This is a genomic window from Actinocorallia lasiicapitis (genome assembly GCF_054778695.1).
Window position 1 is genome coordinate 1 of the sequence record NZ_BAAGZI010000437.1, and the last position, 4,578, is coordinate 4,578.

General features: G+C 68.7%; 5 protein-coding genes. 4 read left to right on the forward strand and 1 reads right to left on the reverse strand.

Going from position 1 to position 4,578, the window contains the following annotated elements; translation table 11 throughout:
- Positions 1–1,190 (forward strand): hypothetical protein (locus ACYVE7_RS29565; RefSeq protein ID WP_460369268.1); only part of this gene is annotated, 1,190 nt, incomplete at its 5' end.
- Positions 1,187–2,188, forward strand: a complete 1,002-nt coding sequence (locus ACYVE7_RS29570) for a CHAT domain-containing protein (protein ID WP_460369270.1) — start codon at positions 1,187–1,189, stop codon at positions 2,186–2,188. The genes ACYVE7_RS29565 and ACYVE7_RS29570, both read left to right, overlap by 4 nt.
- A gap of 22 nt (positions 2,189–2,210) precedes the next feature.
- Here the strand turns inward: ACYVE7_RS29570 and ACYVE7_RS29575 are convergent, their stop codons facing one another.
- The gene (locus ACYVE7_RS29575; RefSeq protein ID WP_460369272.1) at positions 2,211–3,104 is read right to left on the reverse strand and encodes a LysR substrate-binding domain-containing protein; all 894 of its coding nucleotides are present in this window, start codon (positions 3,102–3,104) and stop codon (positions 2,211–2,213) included.
- Positions 3,105–3,229: 125 nt separating this feature from the next.
- Between ACYVE7_RS29575 and ACYVE7_RS29580 the strand changes: the two genes are divergently transcribed.
- Both ACYVE7_RS29580 and ACYVE7_RS29585 read left to right on the forward strand, forming a co-directional pair.
- Positions 3,230–3,784: a peroxiredoxin gene (locus ACYVE7_RS29580; protein WP_460369274.1), complete on the forward strand. Its 555-nt coding sequence runs from the start codon at positions 3,230–3,232 to the stop codon at positions 3,782–3,784.
- Between the two features lie 2 nt (positions 3,785–3,786).
- Complete coding sequence (locus ACYVE7_RS29585; RefSeq protein WP_460369276.1) at positions 3,787–4,323, forward strand: carboxymuconolactone decarboxylase family protein; 537 nt, start codon at positions 3,787–3,789, stop codon at positions 4,321–4,323.
- Positions 4,324–4,578 lie beyond the last annotated feature (255 nt).

The following is a 4,578-nucleotide window of genomic DNA, read 5'->3' on the forward strand; positions in this document are numbered from 1 at the left end:
GAGCGCTGACCAGCATCCAAGAAGCCGTCGCCGCCTACCAGGACCTGGCCCAAACAAGCCCCGCCGCCTACCTCCCCAACCTCGCCACGTCACTCAACAACTATGCGGAACGTCTGGTCGGATCGGGGCGTTCGTCCGACGTGGACTCTGCGCTACGCGCAGTGGCTTCGGGGATGGGGGCGGGCGCGGAGGCCGAGTGTCTTCTCGTGCTCGCACGACGGAAGATCGATCAAGGCGATCAAGCAGGGAGCCTGGCGGTGCTCGACCTGGCCGTGCGGCGGTCCGATGAGGAACCCGACTCCACGTCGCGGGGCCGCGCCCGGCGGGCTGTGCACGCGGTCATCTCCGGTGGAGACGGAACCATGACGCCGGATCCTGCATGGCCGTCTTGGGCCACCCGTTTGCTCACCGACCTGGAGGTGGAGCGACTGAACCGATGGCTGGCCACACCGGACTGGGCGACGCAGGCTGCTTTCCTCCGCGCCGAACACGCTGATCTGTCCAGCATGGAGGGCCGGGCCGGGCTGGATGCTGCTCGCGCACGGTATCCGGATTCTGCGGGTCTCCAACGGCTCGCCGATCTCCTTGATGCGATCAATGCGGACGGCCTGGAAACCGTTCTCGAGGCCGTGTCGACAGCGCAGGCGCGTGCAGACCTCGTTCAGCGCTGGATCACGGCGAAGAACTGGACCGAATCGCGTGCCTATTTGCGCGCGCATCGCGATGCTCTCCGTCAGCCGGAAGTCGCCGAGTATCTGGGCAGGCTCGACAGCCCCGCTGCGGCGCAGCACAGGGCGATCCTGTCGCTGCTCGCGAAGCTCGATCTGGATGAGATCTTCGATGCGATCACTGACCTCACTGTGGCGGCCGACCATGCCCACCAGTTCCTTGAGAAGGGGAATCTGGATCTGCTCGCGGTTCTGCGGGACGCGGCACCGGCACTGACCAGCGACGCCTTTCTGGCGCCGTTCCTGGCATCGGTGGCGGCCGTCCTCGCGGCCTCCGACGACGGCGCGTCCGATCCCGAAGCCTGGATGCGGGCTGCCGGGGAGGCCGCGACCGATACGCAGCGGGGTGCGGGAATCGCACGGTTGCGCCGATTGGCGCGGCGGAACCCCGGCCGCGCCCAGGCGCTCAACGAGCTCATCGGGGTGCTCGAGACTCCGGCGGCCGGTGAGCCGAAGCGGTGAGCGAGGAGCCGCGCAGGCTCGATGCCTCTGCGCTCATCTACCTCGCCCGGTACGGCGATCTGATCCACGATGCGCCGAACGGCCATGAGCGCGGTATCGCGATCGCCATGGCGTTGGACGCGGCCCTCCGCCATCGGCAAGCAGGCTTCAGCCGAGCCGAACTGGCCCGTGCCCTCCGCCTCCCCGAAGCCGACATCCGTGATCACCTGGACAGGACCACCGCGAAGCCGCAACCGCCCAGAGCGCCGCCACGGCCTGAGATCCTTCAGGACCGCGAGGAGGACGGCTTCAGGAACACCGTCACGAGCTGGAGTGGCACTTCTTCGAACTGGTCGCAGTCGCTCTTCCAGTCCTCGACCAACGCGATCTCCCAGGTGACGTCCCTGGCGCAGGTGGACGGCTTTCCAGGAACCCGTGTGGCGGCAGCGGCCCGGCACGCGACCGGTGTGCTCGTCGTCTCCGGTGATCCGCGCCCCGGCGAGAACCTGTTCGGCCCAGAGGTCAGGGCGATCCGGCGGATCGTCGAGGCGGCGCGGCTCGGGTTCTGGGAGCTGACCTGCCCGGAGCCGCAGGAACTCCCCGCGAAACTCACCGCGCACCGCCCCGACGTCCTGCATCTCTGCGCCCACCACGAGAACTCGGGGATCGCGCTGACCGGCAGTGACAGCGTGCCGCTCTGGACCGACCACGACACGTTCACCGACCTGATCCACGAACTGCCCACACCCCCGAAGCTGATCATTCTCAGTGTCTGCGCCTCAACCCCCATCGCACTGAAGATCAAAACCGCCGAGATCGCGGTCGTCTCCTGGCCCGGAGTCACCTACGACAGCACCGCCGCCCTGTTCGCTGAGGCCTTCTACCAGGCGCTCGCCGCCCGAATGGATCTGACGGCCGCCGTCCGCGCCGGAACCGTCACGGCCAGCGCCCGAGTCCCCGCCTTCCCGGCGCCCGCTCTCCACGGAAGCACCGCCTCCCCCTGGCGGCACCTCTCCTGACCGGCCAAGGCACCCACAGGCGTCAGGCGACGGTTTTGACCTTCCAGTCCTTGGATTGGACGGCGGTGCGGAGGGCGGTGGCGAGGGCGGCGTACTCGGTGGTGCGGGGGGAGGTGGCGCGGTGGACCAGGCCGATGCGGCGGAAAGGGGCCGGTTCGGCGAAGCGGCGGACGGTCATGCCGGAGCGGCCGGTCTCCACGGCGACCGCTGATTCGGGGAGGAGGGTGACGCCCAGGCCGCCCGAGACGAGCTGGACGAGGGTGGCGAGGCTGGTGGCGTAGGTGGCGGCGGCGGCGCGGGCGCCGACCTCGCGGCAGACGTCGAGGGTCTGGTCGCGCAGGCAGTGGCCTTCGTTGAGGAGGAGAACATCGAAATCGGCGAGGACATCACGGTCCAGCGGTTCGGGGACGTCGTACTCGCTCGGGGCGCAGAGCAGGAAATCCTCGTCGTACAGCGGGATCTCGACGGTGCCCGTCATCGCGACAGGGAGGGCGAGGATCGCGACGTCCAACCGGCCCGCGGTCAGTTCCGCCAGGCACTGGCTCGTCTGCTCCTCGCGGACCGACAGCTCCATCGCCGGGAAATCACGCTGCAGCGAAGGCAGGACCGTGGGCAGCAGATACGGCGCGACGGTCGGGATCACGCCCAGGCGCAGCGGCCCGGTCAGCGGGCCCCGGTCGGCGACGGCCTCCTCGGTCAGCCGGTCGAGCTCCGCCAGCACGATCGCGGCGCGGCGCGCCACCCGCTCCCCCGCCGGGGTCAGCAGGACCTTGCGGGTGGACCGCTCGACGAGCTGAGTGCCGAGGGTCTCCTCCAGCGCGGCGACCGCCCCGGACAGTGCGGGCTGTGACATGCGCAACGCCGCGGCCGCGTCCCGGAAGTGCAGGTGATCGGCAACCGAGAGAAAAGCCCGCAACTGGGCGATTGTCGGGCGGCTGATAGCCATCTCCTATCGCTACGCAACGCCAACACTGATTTCTCACATGACGATACCTGCGGCAACCTGGGACTCGACCGATCCCACGAACCCTGGAGGACCCTGTGCTCACCATCGGTGACCAGTTCCCGGAATACAGCATGACCGCCTGCGTCTCGCTCGACGCCGACAACGCGTTCGCGACGATCGACCAGAAGTCCTACGAAGGCAAGTGGCGGGCCGTCTTCTTCTGGCCCAAGGACTTCACCTTCGTCTGTCCGACCGAGATCGCCGAGTTCGGCCGCCTCAACGAGGACTTCGCGGACCGCGACTGCCAGGTACTGGGCGTCTCGACCGACAACGAGTTCACCCACTACAACTGGCGCAAGAACCACGAAGACCTGCGTGACCTGCCCTTCCCGATGCTGTCGGACCTCAACCGCCAGCTCACCACCGACCTGGGCATCCTCACCAAGGACGGCGTCGCGCAGCGCGCCACCTTCCTGATCGACCCGGACAACGAGATCCAGTTCGTCATGGTCACCGCCGGTTCCGTCGGCCGGAACGTCAAGGAGGTCCTGCGGGTCCTCGACGCCCTCCAGTCCGACGAGCTGTGCCCCTGCAACTGGAACAAGGGCGAAGGCACCCTGGACGCCGGCAAGCTCCTCGCGGACGCCTGAGCATGAGCATCGACTCGCTGAAGAGCGCCCTGCCGTCCTACGCCAAGGACATCAAGCTCAACCTGGGTTCGGTGACCACCACCTCGCAGCTGACCGAGCAGCAGCTGTGGGGCACGGTCGTCGCGACGGCACTGTCCACCAAGAGCGCCCAGGTGATCGCCGCGGTGACCGCCGAGGCCGGCGACTACCTGTCGGCGGAGGCGTTCGAGGCCGCCAAGGCCGCCAACGCGATCATGGCGATGAACAACGTCTACTACCGGGCCACGCACCTGATCGGCGACGACAACTACGCGACGCTCCCGGCGAAGCTGCGGATGAGCGTCATCGCCAAGCCCGGCGTCGACAAGGTCGACTTCGAGCTCTGGTGCCTCGCCGTCTCCGCGATCAACGGCTGCGGCCGCTGCATGGAGTCGCACGAGAAGGTCCTGCGCGAAGCGGGCCTGAGCCGCGAGCTGATCCAGGAGGCCCTGCGGATCGCCGCCGTCGTCAACGCGACGGCCGCCGTCCTCGAGGCGGAGCGGGCGCTCAGCACCGTCTGATCCGGACGGCTGAGCCTGCTCCAGGCCAAGCCTTGATGAAGCCCCGGCGTGATCAACACGCCGGGGCTTCAACGCTTGGCAAACCCGCGCACGGCCCCGCCGAACCGGCCCAGACTGCTGACCCATGGCACATGCCGAAGTCGAACGCATCTGGCCGCGCGACGGGCTGATCCGGCTGGAAGGCGCGCTCAACTCGCCGTCCCCCGCCCCCGGCCGCTGGCGGCTGGAGCTGCGCAGCCCGGCGCCGCCCGCCGC